Origin of the sequence: Phenylobacterium sp., assembly GCF_035539035.1 — a bacterium.
GTDB lineage: Bacteria > Pseudomonadota > Alphaproteobacteria > Caulobacterales > Caulobacteraceae > Phenylobacterium.
Genome location: NZ_DATLJI010000015.1, coordinates 220,063 through 234,260, shown reverse-complemented (window position 1 = coordinate 234,260; position 14,198 = coordinate 220,063). Strand labels below are relative to the sequence as shown.

General features: G+C 70.8%; 17 protein-coding genes. 10 read left to right on the top strand and 7 right to left on the bottom strand.

The window, feature by feature from the left end:
• Positions 1-115 precede the first annotated feature (115 nt).
• Together VM685_RS13140 and VM685_RS13135 are read left to right on the top strand one after the other, a co-directional pair.
• Positions 116-517 (top strand): hypothetical protein, encoded by a 402-nt coding sequence (locus tag VM685_RS13140; protein ID WP_325460610.1) that lies wholly within the window; start codon positions 116-118, stop codon positions 515-517.
• A complete protein-coding gene (locus VM685_RS13135) occupies positions 514-1,440 on the top strand; it encodes a sterol desaturase family protein (RefSeq protein WP_325460609.1) in 927 nt (308 codons plus the stop codon). Before VM685_RS13140 ends, VM685_RS13135 begins: the two co-directional genes overlap by 4 nt.
• On the opposite strand, the gene VM685_RS13130 is transcribed toward VM685_RS13135, so the two are convergent.
• Both VM685_RS13130 and VM685_RS13125 read right to left on the bottom strand, forming a co-directional pair.
• Positions 1,437-2,372 (bottom strand): NUDIX hydrolase, encoded by a 936-nt coding sequence (locus VM685_RS13130; RefSeq protein WP_325460608.1) that lies wholly within the window; start codon positions 2,370-2,372, stop codon positions 1,437-1,439. The genes VM685_RS13135 and VM685_RS13130 overlap by 4 nt on opposite strands.
• A gap of 5 nt (positions 2,373-2,377) precedes the next feature.
• Positions 2,378-3,022, bottom strand: a complete 645-nt coding sequence (locus tag VM685_RS13125; protein ID WP_414693367.1) for a YfbR-like 5'-deoxynucleotidase — start codon at positions 3,020-3,022, stop codon at positions 2,378-2,380.
• Positions 3,023-3,133: 111 nt separating this feature from the next.
• Here VM685_RS13125 and VM685_RS13120 point away from each other — a divergent pair, with 111 nt between their 5' ends.
• On the top strand, positions 3,134-3,946 hold the full coding sequence (locus VM685_RS13120) for a universal stress protein (RefSeq protein WP_325460607.1): 813 nt from the start codon (positions 3,134-3,136) through the stop codon (positions 3,944-3,946).
• 20 nt (positions 3,947-3,966) lie between these two features.
• The gene (locus VM685_RS13115) at positions 3,967-4,341 is read left to right on the top strand and encodes a hypothetical protein (RefSeq protein WP_325460606.1); all 375 of its coding nucleotides are present in this window, start codon (positions 3,967-3,969) and stop codon (positions 4,339-4,341) included.
• Here VM685_RS13115 and VM685_RS13110 read toward each other — a convergent pair.
• Together VM685_RS13110 and VM685_RS13105 are read right to left on the bottom strand one after the other, a co-directional pair.
• The gene (locus VM685_RS13110) at positions 4,338-5,168 is read right to left on the bottom strand and encodes a methyltransferase type 11 (RefSeq protein ID WP_325460605.1); all 831 of its coding nucleotides are present in this window, start codon (positions 5,166-5,168) and stop codon (positions 4,338-4,340) included. The two genes, VM685_RS13115 and VM685_RS13110, sit on opposite strands and share 4 nt — an antisense overlap.
• A 104-nt stretch (positions 5,169-5,272) precedes the next feature.
• Positions 5,273-6,145: a MoxR family ATPase gene (locus VM685_RS13105; protein ID WP_325460604.1), complete on the bottom strand. Its 873-nt coding sequence runs from the start codon at positions 6,143-6,145 to the stop codon at positions 5,273-5,275.
• 213 nt (positions 6,146-6,358) lie between these two features.
• Between VM685_RS13105 and VM685_RS13100 the strand changes: the two genes are divergently transcribed.
• Genes VM685_RS13100 through pseI form a run of 4 tightly spaced genes read left to right on the top strand, consistent with a single transcriptional unit; the run spans position 6,359 to position 9,936 of the window.
• Positions 6,359-7,243 carry a class I SAM-dependent methyltransferase gene (locus VM685_RS13100; RefSeq protein ID WP_325460603.1) on the top strand — a complete coding sequence of 295 codons (885 nt, stop codon included), beginning with the start codon at positions 6,359-6,361 and terminating at the stop codon, positions 7,241-7,243.
• The gene (locus VM685_RS13095) at positions 7,240-8,199 is read left to right on the top strand and encodes an ATP-grasp domain-containing protein (protein ID WP_325460602.1); all 960 of its coding nucleotides are present in this window, start codon (positions 7,240-7,242) and stop codon (positions 8,197-8,199) included. The genes VM685_RS13100 and VM685_RS13095 overlap by 4 nt, the downstream gene beginning before the upstream one ends.
• A 1-nt stretch (position 8,200) precedes the next feature.
• Positions 8,201-8,887: an HAD family hydrolase gene (locus VM685_RS13090; RefSeq protein ID WP_325460601.1), complete on the top strand. Its 687-nt coding sequence runs from the start codon at positions 8,201-8,203 to the stop codon at positions 8,885-8,887.
• Positions 8,884-9,936, top strand: coding sequence for a pseudaminic acid synthase (gene pseI, locus VM685_RS13085; RefSeq protein ID WP_325460600.1), 1,053 nt, complete (start codon positions 8,884-8,886; stop codon positions 9,934-9,936). Before VM685_RS13090 ends, pseI begins: the two co-directional genes overlap by 4 nt.
• Here the strand turns inward: pseI and VM685_RS13080 are convergent.
• The 3 genes from VM685_RS13080 to VM685_RS13070 all read right to left on the bottom strand — a co-directional run bounded on the left by VM685_RS13080 (position 9,933) and on the right by VM685_RS13070 (position 13,121).
• Positions 9,933-10,628 (bottom strand): glycosyltransferase family protein, encoded by a 696-nt coding sequence (locus VM685_RS13080; RefSeq protein WP_325460599.1) that lies wholly within the window; start codon positions 10,626-10,628, stop codon positions 9,933-9,935. The two genes, pseI and VM685_RS13080, sit on opposite strands and share 4 nt — an antisense overlap.
• A gap of 64 nt (positions 10,629-10,692) precedes the next feature.
• Positions 10,693-11,241: a hypothetical protein gene (locus VM685_RS13075; RefSeq protein WP_325460598.1), complete on the bottom strand. Its 549-nt coding sequence runs from the start codon at positions 11,239-11,241 to the stop codon at positions 10,693-10,695.
• A gap of 62 nt (positions 11,242-11,303) precedes the next feature.
• Positions 11,304-13,121, bottom strand: a complete 1,818-nt coding sequence (locus VM685_RS13070; protein ID WP_325460597.1) for a tetratricopeptide repeat protein — start codon at positions 13,119-13,121, stop codon at positions 11,304-11,306.
• Positions 13,122-13,324: 203 nt separating this feature from the next.
• Between VM685_RS13070 and flbT the strand changes: the two genes are divergently transcribed.
• Both flbT and flaF read left to right on the top strand, forming a co-directional pair.
• On the top strand, positions 13,325-13,744 hold the full coding sequence (gene flbT / locus VM685_RS13065; RefSeq protein WP_325460596.1) for a flagellar biosynthesis repressor FlbT: 420 nt from the start codon (positions 13,325-13,327) through the stop codon (positions 13,742-13,744).
• Entirely contained in the window at positions 13,710-14,111 is a 402-nt protein-coding gene (gene flaF, locus VM685_RS13060; protein WP_325460595.1) for a flagellar biosynthesis regulator FlaF, read from the top strand. Before flbT ends, flaF begins: the two co-directional genes overlap by 35 nt.
• The last annotated feature ends 87 nt before the right edge of the window (positions 14,112-14,198 follow it).

Sequence of the window (14,198 nt, the reverse complement as noted above, 5' to 3'; positions counted from 1 at the left end):
GCTCAACGTCCCTCGCCGCCGCCGGTCGGAAGAGGCCCTCCGCGCTCCGCGGGGGGCCTTTTTCTTGACCCGGGCGCCGGTTCGCGCGCAGCCTCCCGGCCGGGGAGGAGACAGTTTGAGCCAGGCGTTCTTCATACAACTCGCGGCCTCGGGGCTGGCGGTCACCCTGCTGGTGGCGCTCGCCGCCTGGGCCAGCATCGCGCGTCCCAACCAGCCGCTCAGCGACGCCACGGCCCGCGCCCTGTTCGCCGAGGAGTTTCCCGGGCGCGTGCTGGACGGACTTTGGGTGGCGGTGGACGGCAAGGGCGCGCTGGCCAAGTCCGGCGCCGCGGCCCTGGTGCTCTGCCGCTTCGGAGATGGCTTCGTGGCCCGCCAGATCCCCTGGGCCCAGGCGCTCTCGGCGGCCTTCCGCAAGGGCGAGCTCTGCATCGACCTCGCCGACATCGCCGCCCCGCGCGCCGTGCTCGCCCTGCAGTCCTGGCCGCCGAAGGACCTGGGCAAGGACCTCGCCGCATGAAGGCCGAGTTCGATCCGGTCACGCTGGCGACGCCGATCTTCATCCTCACCATCGTCCTGGAGATCGTGCTGGCGCGCCTGGGCAAGGTCCGCGCCCATTACGAGTGGAAGGACACCGCCGTATCGCTGGGGATGGGCCTGGGCTCCACCGTCGCGGGCGTGATCACAGGCGGCCTGGTGTTCGCCGCCAGCCTCTGGGCCTATGAGCACCGCGTCTTCACCGTCCCGTTCACGGCCGTCTGGGCCTGGGTCGCGCTCTTCCTGCTCGAGGACCTGACCTACTACTGGTTCCACCGCCTCAGTCACGAGCGGCGGTTCTGGTGGGCGGCGCACGTCAACCACCACTCCAGCCAGCACTACAACCTCTCCACGGCGCTGCGGCAGACCTGGACCGGCGGCGTGGCGGGGACGTGGCTTCTCTGGCTGCCGCTGGCGTTCCTGGGCTTCAGCCCGGCGATGATCGCCATCCAGAAGGGGATCAGCCTGGTCTACCAGTACTGGATTCACACCGAGACCATCCGGCGGATGCCGCGCTGGTTCGAGGCCGTGTTCAACACCCCCTCGCACCACCGCGTCCATCACGCCCGCAACCCGCGCTACCTCGATCGCAACTACGCGGGCATCCTCATCGTCTGGGATCGCCTGTTCGGCACCTTCCAGCCCGAGTTGGACGAGGAGCCGTGCCGCTATGGCCTCGTGCGGAATCTCGGCGCCTTCAACATCCTGCGCGTGGCCTTCCACGAGTGGGTCGGCATCGCGAAGGATATCGCCCGCCAGCCGCGCCATGCGCTGGGCTGGCTGTTCGGCCCGCCCGGATGGAGCCCCGACGGCAGCCGCCAGACCAGCGCCATGCTGAAGGCGGAGTGGGAGAGGGGGCAGGGGAAAGCCGCCGCCGAGCCCGAGGGCGCGCGGGAGGCCGCCTAGTCCCTCAGCAGTGGCAGGCTGAGCCCGCTCACCGGCCGGGCGGCCAGGATCTCGCGGCGGAAGCGGAACAGCTCGGCGGGCCGGCCGCCGGTCTCGGCGTCCATCCGGCCCAGGCCCTCCACGAGCTCGGCTCGCTCCAGGGCGCGGCGGAAGTTCTGCTTGTGCAGCGGCACGCCGGCGATCGCCTCCACCGCCCGCTGCAGGGCCGAGAGGGTGAAGGCCTCCGGCATCAGCTCGAACACGACCGGCCGGTACTTGAGCTTGCCGCGCAGCCGCGAGAGCGCCGTCGCCAGGATCCGCCGGTGGTCGGAGATCATCGGCTCGCCGGCTGGCGGCAGGGTGGCGGGCTGGACCTCGCCCCGGTCGCGGGCCGCCTCGTGCACCAGCCCCGCCTCGTAGAGCAGCTCGTATCGCTCCAGCACCCGTTCCTCGTTCCACGGGGCGCCGTCCAGCGCGAACAGCAGGCGCGCCCGGGCCAGGCGGTCCGGCGTCGTCGCCCAGGTGCGCAGCGCCGTCTCGATGACCCCCAGGGCCGCCGGGCGGCCCTCGCGCCAGTCCTCGTAGGGGAAGAAGCGGGTCCACGGCTGCCAGCCCGAGGCCGCCGAGTGGCTGTCCAGCGCCGCCGGCGCCAGTCCGAGGTAGCCCACGGAGATCACCCGCGCCGCGCCCGCGCCCATGTCGGCCAGCGGCGCGTCGCGGCCTTTGTCCCCGAAGGTGTAGAGCTGCTCCACATAGCCGGGGTCGAACCGCGTCTGCTCGCGCACGAATGCCCGCAGCGCCAGCTCGAAGGTGCGGTGGCCCTCCGGGTCGAAGGGGCCGAACGGCAGGCCCTGCAGCTCCTGCCCCGGCGGGCGCACGGTCAGCACCACGGCCTCGCCGTCGCAGATGGCCACCACCACCGCCGAGAGCCCGATGACGACCGAGGTGGGCACGGGCGCTACTCCGTGTCGAAGGCGGCGGCCGGCGACGGCGTGTAGCCGGCGGCCTCGGAGAGGATGTGGAAGCGTTGCACGTAGCGCTGCTGGGCGACGCTCGCCGGCCACGGCTCGATGTGCAGGGTGTAGCCGGCCGGCGGGGCGCCGAAGAAGTCCAGCGACTCCGCATGGCTGAAGCCCGCCAGCTGGGTCGCCTCGAAGAAGGCGCAGGCCCGGTCGGCCTGCTTGATCAGCTTCTTGACCGCCACCGGCGTCTTCGCCGGCAGGCCGAAGCGGATGTGGATCGCGTTCTCCAGCCGCTCCTCGAAGGTCTTGTAGTCCACGCCGAGCGCCGCCTTGAACGGCGAGATCATGTCGCCGATCACATATTCGGAGGCGTCGTGCAGCAGGGCGGCGAGGCGCCATCTCGGCTCCACGTCCGGCTGGATGTGGGCCACGATCTCCTCCACCACGATGGAGTGCTGGGCGACCGAGAAGGCGTGCTCGCCCACCGTCTGGCCGTTCCAGCGCGCCACCCGAGCCAGGCCGTGGGCGATGTCCTCGATCTCGATGTCCATGGGGGACGGGTCGAGCAGGTCCAGCCGGCGGCCGGACAGCATGCGCTGCCAGGCGCGGACCTCCTTCACGCGACGCAGCCCTTTCCTCACAGGCGCATTCCCTCCATGGTCAGGCTGGTGAACTGGCCCAGAGCCTGAGAAAGATCAATGCGAGCGTGAGGCCGCAGGGTCCAAGGTCCACAGCATGAAGGGGCGAAAAGAATGAGCTGGGCGCGCATCATGGCGCCTCTTTCGGGCGGACAGGGCGACCGAGCGGCGGTCGCCGCGGCGGTCATGCTGGCCGAGCCGTTCGGCGCGGAAGTGGCCGGCGTCTACACGCCCGCCGACGTGGCCGACGTCATGCCCTGGATGGGCGAGGGCTTCCTGGGCGGCGTCCAGACCACGGCCCTTGAATCCCTGAAGGAAGCCGCCGCGGCCGGCGAGAAGAACGCCCGCGCCGCCATGGACGCCGTGAGCTACGGCAAGAAGCAGTTCATCGCCCTGCAGACCCCCGTCTGGGCCGGCCTCTCCGCCGAGAGCCGGCTGTCCGACGTGGTGGTGTTCAATTCCGACCCCGCCCGCGGCCGCGGTCCGCTCGCCGAGGCGTTCCAGCAGATGGTCGCCGACGAGCAGCGCCCGGTGCTGGTGGCCCGCGAGGGCCTGCGGGTCGGCGGCGCCGTGGCGGTCGCCTGGGACGGCGGCAAGGAAGCCTCCCGCGCAGCCCGCCTCGCCATGCCGCTGCTCGAGAAGGCGGAGAAGGTGGTCATCCTGGCCGCGCCCAAGGCCAGCGCCCGCAGTTTCGACGCCGCCCGGCTGAAGGCCTACTATGCCGCCCGCGGCGTCGACGCCGAACTGCAGGTCCTGCCGGACACCGGCGACGCCGCGCCGGCCCTCATGGCGGCTGCGAAACAGGCCGGCGCCCAGATCCTGGTGGCCGGCGCGTTCGGTCATCCGAGGCTGCAGGAGTTCATCTTCGGGGGAACGACCCGGACGCTGTTGAACTCCGAGCAGCCGTCGTTGTTCTTGTCTCACTAGCTTTTTGGAAGGTGGAAGAAATGGCCCTGTCGCGCATCGTCATGCGGCTTGCCCGCAACCCTGGCACGGAATTCGCCGGAGGCGACGACCACCGCGGCTACTCCCTGACCGCCCCGCTCACGGACGACGGCATGCTGGACGAGGCCGCCTTCGCCAAGGCGCGGGAGAACTGCACCGTGCGCCGCTTCGCGCCGGACGAGGATCCGCTGGACGGCCGCCTGAACCGCCGCGGCGCGCGCTGGTTCTTCGACTACGACGAGGATGACTCCGCCGACGACGAGCCGGTTCACCGCCTGGGCGAGCACCGCTTCGCGGTGGGCGAGTACGTCACCGTCACCGACGAGGACGGCCGGCCGCTCACCTACAAGGTCGTCGAGGTCCAGCCCGCGGGCTAGACGCCGCCGTTGCGCCGGACCAGGCGCTTCACGTCCTTGTAGACCGCGCTGCCGTCGTCGATCTCGGTCTTCGCACGGACGGTGGCGACCGTGATCGGGCCGGCCTTGGGCCCGGCGGCTTCGTAGCCCACGAAACGGTAGCCGTCGGCCAGTGCGCCCTCGTGGATGAAGGTCGCTCGCAGGCCCCGCTTCTGACGGGAGAAGGCTTCCCCCTTCAGGCGCACGTCCCGGACGATGTGCACGGTGGCCTCGTCGCCGTCGGCGTTGACGGTCAGGCCGCCGATCTTCACCTTGGCGTCGTCCTCCCCGGCCGTGATGTTGATCCCCGGCAGCTGGACCCGCGTGACCTCGCCGTCCTTCTGGGTGGTCACCGTCTTGCCGTCGCCGTCGACGTGGATATCCACCTTGGCGCTGATGGAACGCTCGGCGTCGCCCGCCGCGCGGGCGGCGTCCTGTTCCGCCTCCCGGGCCACCGCGGCGGCGTCGCGCGCCGCGTCCTCGGCGGCTTGCGCCGTGGCGTCCGCCGCTTCCGCCACCGGGGTCGATCCCGGCGCCGGCTGGGCGACGGTCATCAGCCTGGTCTCGATGGCCTTCAGCGCGGTGGCCGGGTCACCGTTGGTGGCGACCAGCTGCAGGCCGATCTCGGCCCCGGCGGCCGTCCGGTAGGTGCAGCTCTTGCGGTCGGCGGCGATGGCGGTGCGGGTCAGCTCGCCCTGGACCTCGGGGCAGTCGAGCGCCGCCCGGACGGCCGGCTTGCCGCCGGGCCCGCAGGCGGCCAGGCCGGCGAGCGCCAGGGTCGAGGAGGCGATGATAAGCAGGGACTTCATGGCGAAAGGGCTCCAGTCCGTTCCCTCAAAGGGTGGCTGGAGCCCTTGGAAAAATCGAGTGAATTCGCCGTAACGGCCCTTACGGCCCAGCCTTGCCGAGTGGCCTACTGGCCTGGGCGGCCGGACCCCGCACCCTCGCGCCGCGCCAGGAAGGCGAGACGCTCGAAGAGGTGCACGTCCTGCTCGTTCTTCAGGAGCGCGCCGTGCAGCGGCGGGATCAGCTTGGTGGGATCCTTCTCCTTCAGCGCCACCTCGTCGATGTCCTCGACCATCAGCAGCTTCAGCCAGTCGAGCAGCTCCGAGGTGGACGGCTTCTTCTTCAGGCCCGGCACCTTGCGCATGTCGTAGAAGATGCGCAGCGCCTCGGCGACGAGCTTCTGCTTGATGCCCGGATAGTGGACCTCGACGATCTGGTTCATCGTCTCGGCCTCGGGGAAGCGGATGTAGTGGAAGAAGCAGCGGCGCAGGAAGGCGTCCGGCAGCTCCTTCTCGTTGTTGGACGTGATGATCACCACCGGCCGGACGGCCGCCTTGATGGTCTCGTTGGTCTCGTAGACGTAGAACTCCATCCGATCGAGCTCCTGCAGGAGGTCGTTCGGGAACTCGATGTCGGCCTTGTCGATCTCGTCGATCAGCAGGACGGGGCGCTGCGGCGCCTCGAACGCCTCCCAGAGCTTGCCCTTCTTGATGTAATTCTTGACGTCCTTCACTCGCTCGTCGCCGAGCTGGCTGTCGCGCAGGCGGGTCACCGCGTCGTACTCGTAGAGGCCCTGGTGGGCCTTGGTGGTCGACTTGATGTGCCAGGTGATCAGCGGGGCGTTCAGCGCCTCGGCGATCTCGTAGGCCAGGACCGTCTTGCCGGTGCCGGGCTCCCCCTTGATCAGCAGCGGGCGCTCGAGCGCGATCGCGGCGTTGACCGCGACCTTCAGGTCCTCGGTGGCGACGTAGTTCTCGGTTCCTTCGAAACGCTGGCTCATCGAGGCTCCCTGCGCGGGCGGTCTCACCCACGTTCGAACAGTTGTTTGTCTGGGCCAGCCTATAGGCCTGCGCGCAAGGGGATCAAGCGGGTTCCATCACGGCGCCCGATCGGCGCGATTGCGCCTGACCCAGCGTCAGCCGGCCCGCGGCGGCATGCTTAATGGCGCCTTAAGGTCGGGGCGCCGAAACTCGCCCCGACTCGCGGAGGCGTGATGACGAGCAGACTGGTCGAGAAGCCCGAGGGCTATTTCGAGATCGAGCCCAGGCCGACGCCGGACGAGCTCGCCGCCTACTACCGCGACAAGTACTTCGTCGCCGACCACGGCAAGAATCCCTACGCCCACGGCTACACGGACGAGGAGCTGGAGCATAAGCGCCTGCAGCCGGCCGAGACCGAGTGGGTCTGGGGGCGGGCCCCCGGCCGCCTGCTGGAGGTGGGCGTGGGCGAGGGCTTCACCCTCGACTACTTCCTGAAGCGCGGCTGGCAGGCGAGCGGCCTCGACTTCACCGACGACGGCCTGCAGGCCTTCTTCCCGGAGCTGTCGGACAAGCTGGTCCTCGGCGACGCCTTCGCCCTGTTGGATGAGGTGATCGCCCGGGGCGAGACCTGGGATCTCGTCGTCTGCAACAACGTGCTCGAGCACGTGCTCGACCCCATGGGCCTGCTGGACCGACTGCGGGCGATCGTGGCGCCCGACGGGATGGTGCGGATTTCCGTGCCCAACGACGGCTCCTGGCTGCAGGACCAGATCGTGCGCCGGGGGCTGGCGGTGCCGCAGTTCTGGCTCGCTCCGCCGGATCACCTCAACTACTTCAACACCGACAGCCTGCCCCGGGCCATGGCGGCGCACGGCTGGGAGGTGGTCGAGCACCTGGGCGAGTTCCCGATCGACATCTTCCTGCTCAATCCGGACACCGGCTATATGCGCGACCGCGCCAAGGGCCGGCCCTGCCACTTCGCCCGCATCGCCTTCGAGATGGGCCTGTGGAAGGACCGCTCCCTGGAGGCGGTCGTGGAATTCCGCCGCGGCTGCGCGCGGGCCGGCATCGGCCGCAACCAGACCGTCTACGCCCGGCCCGCCGCCCAGACGCGATGAATGTCCTGATCCTCAGCGCCGCGGCCAAGGTGCCGCTGGTCCGCGCCTTCGCCGAGGCGGCGCACGCGCGCGGCGGCCGGGTCCTGGCGGCCGACCTGGGACCCGACAACGCGGCCCTGTTCGAGGCCGACGGCGCGGTGATCCTGCCGCGCAGCGACACGCGGGGCTTCGCCGACGCCCTGGCGGCCGCCTGCGCCGGCCACGCCGTGCGGCTGGTCGTGCCGACCCGTGACGCCGAGCTGCCGGTGCTGGCCGCGGCCAGGGAGCGGCTGGCGGAGCAGGGGGTGACGGCGCTCGTCGCGGGTCCGGACGCCCTCGCCACTTGCCAGGACAAGCGCCGGTTCACGGCCGCCTGCGCCGCCCAGGGTCTGGCCACTCCGCGCACCTACGCGCCCGGCGAGGCGCCGGAGCGCTTCCCGGTATTCGTGCGGCCGGTGACCGGCGCAGGCGGGCAGGGCGCCCGTCGGGTCGATCGGGCCGAGGACCTGCCGCGCGGCGCGGACCTGCTCGTCCAGGCCCTGGAGACCGATCCCGAATACACGGTCGACGTGCTGCTGGACCTCGCCGGGCGGCCGCTGCAGGCGGTGGCCCGGCGCCGGCTGCAGGTGCGGGCCGGCGAGGCGGTGAAGTCGCGGGTGGAGGACGCGCCCGAACTCGAGGAGCAGGCGCTGGCCCTTTGCGGCGCCCTCGGCCTCGTCGGGCACAATGTCGTCCAGGCGTTCCACGCCCCCGGCCGCCCGCCGCGGTTCATCGAGGTCAATCCGCGGTTCGGCGGAGCGTCGAACCTCTCGATCCGGGCGGGCCTCGCCTCGCCCGAACGGATCCTGCAGATGGTCGAGGGCCGCGGGGCCGAGGCCGCCGCGCCGCGGCACGTCGAATATGGCCTGACCATGCTGCGCTACCCCGAGGACCGCTTCGTGACCGAGGCCGAGCTCGCCGCGCTTGCGGAAGGCTGAGATGGCCCGCGCCCTGATCATCGATCTCGACGACACCCTCTACGACGAGCGCAGCTACGTGCTCTCCGGGTTCCGGGCCGTGGCCGCCGAGGTGGCGTCGCGCCACCGTGGCCTCGACGCCGAAGCCCTGTTCGCCGCCATGCAGGCCGAACTCGACGCCCACGGCCGCGGCCAGGTCTTCGACCGCGCCCTGGCGCAGGCGGGCCTCGCTCCCGATCCGGAGACTGTCGCGGGCCTCGTCGCGGCCTACCGCGCGCACCAGCCTTCGATCAGCCTTTGGCCCGGCGTGGCGGAGACCCTGGCCGACCTGCGGCGCGACCATCGGCTGGCGATCCTCACCGACGGCCTGCCGCTCATGCAGCGGCGCAAGGTCGCGGCGCTGGGCGTCGAGGCGCTGGTGGACGAGGTGCTGTATTCTTGGGAGCACGAGTCGCCCAAGCCCGATCCGGCCTGCTACGCCGAGGCGCTGCGGCGGCTCGGTACACGCGCTGAGGAGACGGTGGTGATCGGCGACAATCCCGGACACGACATGGCCGCGGCCCGCGCCATCGGCGCGCGCTCGATCCGCGTGCTCACCGGCAAGTTCGCCGGCCAGCCCGACGCGGGCTTCCCGGCCGACGCCGTCGTGGCGAGCTTCCCCGAGGCGCCGCCGGTGCTGCGCGGCGGACGATTCGGAGCCGCGGCATGACCGCGCCGCCCGTCGCCATCGCGGGTCGCAAGATCGGCCCCGGCGAGCCGCCCTACATCGTCGCGGAGCTGTCGGGGAACCACAACGGCGACATCGCCCGGGCGCTGGCGCTGATCGACGCGGCCAAGGCCGCCGGCGCCGACGCGGTCAAGCTGCAGACCTACACCGCCGACACCATCACCATCGACCACGACGGGCCGGAGTTCCGTGTCCACGGCGGCCTCTGGGACGGCCGGCGGCTCTACGAGCTCTACCAGGAGGCCCACACCCCCTGGGCGTGGCACGAGGAGCTGTTCGCCCACGCCCGCCGCATCGGCATCGCGATCTTCTCCTCGCCCTTCGACCCCACGGCCGTCGACCTGCTGGAGCAACTCGGCGCGCCGGCCTACAAGATCGCCTCATTCGAGCTGATCGACATCCCGCTGATCGAGCTCTGCGCCACCACCGGCAAGCCGCTGATCATGTCCACGGGGCTGGCTTCGCCGCAGGAGATCGCCGAGGCGGTCACCGCCGCCCGCAAGTCGGGATCCGGCGGCATCATCCTGCTCCACTGCACAAGCGCCTATCCCGCCCCGCCCTCGGACATGAACCTGCGCACCCTGCAGCACCTGGCGGACGAGCACGGCGTGGTGGTCGGGCTCTCCGACCATACCCTGGGTGTCGCGGCCTCTGTGGCGGCGGTGGCGCTGGGCGCCTGCTTCATCGAGAAGCACTTCACCCTCAGCCGGGCCGAGGGTGGCGTCGACTCCGACTTCTCCCTGGAGCCGCACGAGCTGGAGCGGCTGGTGAAGGAGAGCCGTGACGCCTGGCTCGCCCTGGGCCAGGTCCGCTACGACGAGGTTCCGTCGGAGGCCGCCAGCCGCGATCACCGCCGCTCGCTCTACGTGGTGGCCGACGTCGCCGCCGGCGAGCCGCTGACGCCAGCCAATGTGCGCTCGATCCGGCCCGGCCACGGCCTGCCGCCCAAGCACCTGCCGCAGGTACTGAACCGCCGCGCCGCGCGGCCCCTGAAGCGAGGCGAGCCGCTGGCCTGGGAGATGCTCGCCTAGGCGTCCGGCCCGTAGTGCTGGAAGGGCAGGGCGCGCACGTCGTCCGAGGTGAAGGCCGGGTTCTTCGGATAGAGGGCCGCATAGACCCGCTCGACGAATGCGTAGTCCTCGGGCGTGTCCACGGTCCAGCGCAGCCGGCTCTCATCCCGGTCCTGGGTCAGGTCCGCCAGGCTGAACTGCTCCGGGTGGTGGTAGATGAAGGGCGTCACGTGCTCGCGGTCGTAGGCGTCGGTCGCCTCCCGGCCCGCGCACCGCAGCGCCTCGGCGGTGAACACCTCCATGTCGAGCCCGTGCGGATAGGTGCGCAGCCGGCCGTTGGAGACGTAGTCGACCGCCAGCTTGGTCCGCAGCCGCACGCCATCGTCGATCACGCCCGGGTCGGCCAGAGGGCAGTCGGCCGTCAGCCGCACCACCTCGCCGTCGATGGCGAAGGCGTCCATCGCGCCGAGGAAGCGTCCGAGCACGTCGTTCAGCGGCCCGCGGTGGAGGTCGACGCCCAGGCCTAGCAGGTGGGCCGCCAGGACGTCGTCCGAGGCGTCGTCGCTCGTCGCCACGATCAGGCATTCCAGCGTTTCGCAGCGGCGCAGGCGCTCGATCTGGCGCTCGATCATGGGAGCCCCGGCCAGCGGCTTCATCACCTTGCCGGGCAGGCGGCTGGAACTCATCCGCGCCTGCAGGATCGCCACCGCCATTCTCGTTCCCCGCTACCTTCCGCAGATGATGGGAGGGGGCGCGATTCGCGGCAAAGCGCGGCGGTCAGCGCTCGTCGGGCTTGGCCCTCGTCTCGCCGCCGCGGTCCTCGGAATAGCCCATGCGCTTCAGGTCCTCGTCGGAGACGTTTCGCGCCTGGAAGTTGGTGAAGTCGTCCTCGCCGCCGGACACCGCGTCGGCGTCCATCACCGTCTCGAGGCCCTCGATCTCCTCCGGCTCGATGCGGTCCTCGTCGATGCCCTCGGAGCCCGCCTCGGCGCCCAGGCCGTCGAGGTCGTCCTCGTGCTCCTCGTCGGAGGCGCGATAGTCGAGCTCGTCGTCCTCCTCCAGGTCGCCGTCGTCGATGGCGTCCTCGTCGAACTCGTCGGCGTCGAGGGCCAGCGCCTCCTCGTCAGCGCGATCGCCGGCGCGGCTGGTCACGTCATAGACGTCGGGCATCTCCTCGAGGGTGCGCATCTCCTCGCCGACCTCGTAGGGGGAATCCCCGCCGAGCCCCACGGAGCCCTCGCCGCCGACCGTCATGCTCTCGTCGAAGGCCTCGGCCTGATCCTGGGGATCGAAGTCGGACTCGCTGTCGAAGCTGGTTCCGGGCATGGGGACATCCTCGCATCTCGCGCCGGGGCCGGCGCCTATGCAGGATCAATCCCCGGGACGGCTCAGCGTTCCTCCGCCCAGGCCCCCAGCGCCTCGGCCAGTTCGCCCATCATCTCGTCCCATGCGCCGAAGCCCTTCGGGGTGAACACCCGGGCCTGGGGGTACCAGGGGTAGCGGTCGGTCCCGAGCAGGGTCCAGGCCGCCGGGGTGGAGATCAGCCAGCTCGGCGCCCCACAGGCGGCGGCCAGGTTGAAGGTGGCGTTCGAGAAACCGACCACCAGGTCCATGGCGCAGCCCAGCGCGGCCACGTCGTCGAGGTCCTGCTTCAGGTCGATGCCCGGCGGCTGCCAGACCTCCACGCCCAGTTCGCGCTTCGCCCACGCCAGTTCCTCGCCGCAGTCGCCGTACTGCAGGTTGACGAAGGTGACGCCGGGCCGGGCGAGCACCGGGGCCCACGCCTCGAACGGCGAGAAGTAGCGCTGGCGCGTGTTGCGCTTCAGCGCGCTCTTCCAGAGCAGGCCCACCTTGCGACGCGGGCCGGCCGCCTTCAGCTGCTCGCGCCAGTAGGCGACCCGCTCCGGGTCGGCGGCCAGGAAGCGCTCGCGGTCGGGGAAGGCCTCCGGGCTGCGGCGGAACCCGCGCAGCAGCGACCCCATCGGCGCGTAGAGGTCGACGTCCTGGGCGTGCTGCATGAAGGGCACGTGGCGGGCCGGACGACCCTGCAGCGTGCCGGTGGCATGGGCGCCGACCTGGGAGTCAGGGAAGCTGCGCGCGAACAGGTCGACCAGCCGCCGCTCCACGGCGATGGTCATCCGGCCCTGCGGCCCGAGCTGCGCCTTCACGTCCTCGAGCAGGTTGGCGAACAGCACCTCGTCGCCCAGGCCCTGCTCGGCGACCACCAGGAGATGCTTGCCCGCGAGTTCGGCGCCGGGATCCCAGCGCGGACGGTTGATCAGGAACCGTGTGAGATCGCCGTACATCGGGTGCAGGCGCGCCTCGTATTCGTCGAACCCTTCGCCGACGCGGCCCAGGGCGATCAGCATCGAGGAGCGCGCCAGGCGCATCATCTGGCGCTCGTCTTCGGCGGTGACGAGGGCGAGGGCGGCGTCGCATTCCCGGAGCGCAGCTTCAGGGTCGCCCAGGGCCATGAGGCTGTTGCTGTAGTTGTAGCGGGCCTTGGCGAGCGCCGGGTCGAGCCGCATGGCCTCCAGGAAGAAGAGGTGGGCGGAATCGAAGTCGCCCTTCTCCCCCATGATGGTGCCCATGGTGTTCCACAGCATCGCCACCTGCGGCGACTTCAGGATGGCCGGCTTGAGCACATCCACCGCCTCGTCGAGCAGCGACTGCTCGCGCAGCGCGCAGGCCAGGTTGTTGCAGCCTTCCGGGTGGTCCGGGTTGGCGGCGACGAAGTGGCGGAACAGCTTCTCCGCGGTGGTCGCCATGCCCATCCGGAAGGCGAGGCGCCCCAGGTCGTTGGCGACCTCGGCCTGGTCCGGCAGCAGCTTCAGCGCCGATTCATAGGCCGTGATGGAGGTGGCGAAGTCGCCGGCGCGCTCCAGCGAGATCGCCAGGAGGTACCAGCCGTAGCCGCTGCGCTCGTCCTGGCCGAGGGCCTTGAGCGCCCATTCGCGGCCGGTGCGATGATCGTCGACCAGGAGCGCGGCGACCGCGCGGTCGAGCATCGGCTTGGCGGCGGCGACCCTGGCCTCCCGCATCGCCGCCTTCAGGCGGGTCAGCGCGTCATGGGAGCCCGCCTCGCCGAGGGCGCCGGCGACCAGGCCGGGTCGGGTGGCGACGGCCGCGACCGCCGCGGCCGGGGGAGCGGCGCCGGCCCGCAGGGCGACGGCCGAGACGGCGCTGGAGGCGGCCTGACGGGCCATGGAGCTTCCCCCTTCTAAGGACACCCTGAGATCGCGCCCTTATGGTTACCCAGACCTTAACCGCGGCTTTGGGCCACACCCTCGGCAAGGCCGCGTTAACCCCCTGCGGCTAACCCTCATGGTGCGTTCGGCCCAGCACAAGGCGACAATGGGTCATTCGAATCATGACGTAGATTCGTGGACGCTGTGATCGGGAGGCGGTGTTGCCGCTAAAATTGTCGCTGAAGCCCGGGGAGAAGTTCGTCCTCAACGGCGCGGTCGTCCAGAACGGCGACCGGCGCGGCGTACTGGTCCTGCAGAACAAGGCCTCGGTGCTTCGCGAGAAGGACATCATGCAGCAGGAGGAGGCGAACACGCCTGCCCGCCGCATCTACTTCCCGGTCATGATGATGTATCTCGATGAGCCTGGCGCAGCCCGGTACTACGACGAGTTCGTGGTCCGCCTGACCGAGTTCATGGGGGTCATCCGCAACCCTGATATCCTCGCGGAGTGCGTGCAGATCTCGAAGTTCTGCATGGAGCGCGAGTGGTACAAGGCGCTCATGCTCTGCCGGAAGCTTATCGAGTACGAAGACGAGAGGTTGGGGAATGTCCCTTCAGGCGTACCAGCGCACGGCGACTAGCGCGGAGAGCCCGCGCGAGACGGAGTACCGTCTGTTCGCGCAGGTCACGCTCGCGCTGATGGAGGCCGCCAAGCGCGACCCGACGGATATCGGCGGGCGGATCGACGCGCTCGACTGGAACCGGCGTGTCTGGAACTTCCTGGGGGAGGACTGTTCGCACCCCGACAACCGGCTGCCGCCCGAACTGCGGGCGTCCATCATCTCCCTGTCGATCTGGGTGGGGAAACACACCAGCGCCGTGATCCGTCGCCAGGAGGAGATCGAGCCGCTGATCGACATCAACCGCATCATCATGCAGGGCCTTGCGGGGGGGCCCGGCGCAGGCGCCGGATCCGCAGCGGCCCCGGGGGCCGTCGCGGCGGCCTGACCGCCCCGCCTCTCCAGACGCTCGAAGGCCGCGGCTCCCGCCGCGGCCTTTTTCGTTGACCGGCCGGGGAATCGAAACGCGCTCGCG

Excerpts from the sequence above, each read along its gene's own strand:
- VM685_RS13135 (WP_325460609.1), top strand. The coding sequence starts at position 514 with ATGAAGGCCGAGTTCGATCCGGTCACGCTGGCGACGCCGATCTTCATC.
- VM685_RS13120 (WP_325460607.1), top strand. The coding sequence starts at position 3,134 with ATGAGCTGGGCGCGCATCATGGCGCCTCTTTCGGGCGGACAGGGCGAC.
- VM685_RS13115 (WP_325460606.1), top strand. The coding sequence starts at position 3,967 with ATGGCCCTGTCGCGCATCGTCATGCGGCTTGCCCGCAACCCTGGCACG.
- VM685_RS13110 (WP_325460605.1), bottom strand. The coding sequence starts at position 5,168 with ATGAAGTCCCTGCTTATCATCGCCTCCTCGACCCTGGCGCTCGCCGGC.
- VM685_RS13105 (WP_325460604.1), bottom strand. The coding sequence starts at position 6,145 with ATGAGCCAGCGTTTCGAAGGAACCGAGAACTACGTCGCCACCGAGGAC.
- VM685_RS13100 (WP_325460603.1), top strand. The coding sequence starts at position 6,359 with ATGACGAGCAGACTGGTCGAGAAGCCCGAGGGCTATTTCGAGATCGAG.
- VM685_RS13095 (WP_325460602.1), top strand. The coding sequence starts at position 7,240 with ATGAATGTCCTGATCCTCAGCGCCGCGGCCAAGGTGCCGCTGGTCCGC.
- VM685_RS13090 (WP_325460601.1), top strand. The coding sequence starts at position 8,201 with ATGGCCCGCGCCCTGATCATCGATCTCGACGACACCCTCTACGACGAG.
- pseI (WP_325460600.1), top strand. The coding sequence starts at position 8,884 with ATGACCGCGCCGCCCGTCGCCATCGCGGGTCGCAAGATCGGCCCCGGC.
- VM685_RS13080 (WP_325460599.1), bottom strand. The coding sequence starts at position 10,628 with ATGGCGGTGGCGATCCTGCAGGCGCGGATGAGTTCCAGCCGCCTGCCC.
- VM685_RS13075 (WP_325460598.1), bottom strand. The coding sequence starts at position 11,241 with ATGCCCGGAACCAGCTTCGACAGCGAGTCCGACTTCGATCCCCAGGAT.
- VM685_RS13070 (WP_325460597.1), bottom strand. The coding sequence starts at position 13,121 with ATGGCCCGTCAGGCCGCCTCCAGCGCCGTCTCGGCCGTCGCCCTGCGG.
- flaF (WP_325460595.1), top strand. The coding sequence starts at position 13,710 with ATGTCCCTTCAGGCGTACCAGCGCACGGCGACTAGCGCGGAGAGCCCG.